This is a genomic window from Siccirubricoccus soli, from assembly GCF_024178315.1.
GTDB classification, from domain to species: domain Bacteria; phylum Pseudomonadota; class Alphaproteobacteria; order Acetobacterales; family Acetobacteraceae; genus Siccirubricoccus; species Siccirubricoccus soli.
In genome coordinates this window covers 1-1,666 of sequence record NZ_JAMZIK010000263.1, presented here as the reverse complement: position 1 = coordinate 1,666, position 1,666 = coordinate 1, and the positions used below count along the sequence as shown (strand labels likewise).

The 1,666-nt window shown below is 72.1% G+C and carries 1 protein-coding gene; it reads left to right on the top strand.

Annotated features, from left to right (window positions below; translation table 11 throughout):
* Window positions 1–1,666: beta strand repeat-containing protein (locus NJ376_RS27950; protein ID WP_252956634.1), on the top strand; the 1,666-nt coding region annotated here is incomplete at both ends.

The following is a 1,666-nucleotide window of genomic DNA, read 5'->3' as shown; positions in this document are numbered from 1 at the left end:
GGCGGCTTCGGCGCCGGCACCGGCAGCACCGGCGCCGGCGCGGCCTCCGCCAGCGCCACGGGCGGCGGCGGCGGCTCCGCCTATGGCGGCGCGGTCTTCGTGCGGAATGGCGGCAGCCTGACGGTCAGCGGCAACACCACCATCGGCCGCAACAATGTGGTGGGCGGCGGCAGCGCCAATGGCGGCGCCTCCGGCGATGCCGCGGGCACCGACCTCTTCATCATGACTGGCGCCACGGTGCGGCTGAATGCCGGCACCGGCAATACGATCACCATCAATGGCAGCATCGCCGACGACAGCGCCGCGACCATCGCCTCCAGCGACATCCCCATCGGCCAAGGCGCGACGGTGCGGATCGGCAGCGGCCTCGTGGTGTTCAACGGCGCCAATACCTATAGCGGTCAGACCGTCATCGAGGGCGGGGTGCTGCAGGCGCAGGACGGGGTCGGGCTCCATGCCAACAGCAACCTGAACCTCGCCGGCGGCGTGCTGCAGACCAGCGGCACCTTCGACCGCTTCGTCGGCACCCAGTCCGACCAGGTGCAGTGGACCGGCTCCGGCGGCTTCGCGGCGGCCGATGCCGATGGCCTGACCGTCACGCTGAATGCCGGCCTCGGCCTTACCTGGGGCACCAACAGCTTCGTCCCGAACGGCTCGGCGCTGATCCTCGGCGCCACGACGGCGCAGGGCGACACCGTCTTCACCAACGCCATCAACCTGAATGGCGGGGTGCGGACGGTACAGGTGGTGGCGAATGCCGCCGGCACCGCCTCCGGCCTCCTCACCGGCGTGCTGTCCAATGGCGGGCTGAACCTGGCCGGGGATGGCCGCCTGGTGCTGACGGCGGCCAACACCTATGCCGGCACCACCACGGTGAACAGCGGCGCCACCCTGGCGCTGACGGGCAATGGCAGCATCGCCCAATCCTCCATCGTCACGGTGGATGGAAGGCTGGACATCTCGGGGGCCGGCGGCGACCGCTCGCTCGTCACCCTGGCCGGCAACGGCACGGTGGCGCTGGGGGGCAGGACCCTCGGCATCACCAACGGCTCCACCAGCTTCGCCGGCAGCATCGACGGCACCGGCGGGGTGACCGTCGCCGGCGGCAGCCAGGGGCTGAGCGCGGCCAACACCTATACCGGTGCCACCGGCAGCGGCGCGGGCGCCACCCTGGCCCTCTCGGGCGATGGCAGCATCGCCGCCTCCGCCGGCGTCACCGCGAACGGCACCCTCGACATCGGCGCCACCACTTCGGGCGCTTCCATCGCCACCCTGGCCGGCAGCGGCGCAGTGGCACTGGGGACGAAGACGCTGACCGTCACCAACGGCGCCAGCAGCTTCGCCGGCGCCATCGGCGGCACCGGCGGGGTGACCGTCGCCGGCGGCACCCAGGGGCTGAGCGGGGCCAACACCTATACCGGCGCCACCACCATCGCGGATGGCGCGGCCCTCGAACTCGCCGGCAATGGCAGTATTGCCCAATCCTCCGCCATCACGGCGGATGGCAGCTTCGACATCAGCAGCACCAATGCCGGCGCCGCGGTGCAAACCCTCGCCGGCAGCGGCACGGTCCGGCTCGGCGCGCAGACCCTCACCGTCACCAACGGCTCCACCACCTTCGCCGGCGCCATCGGCGATGGCGGTGGCCTGACCGTCTCCGGCGGCA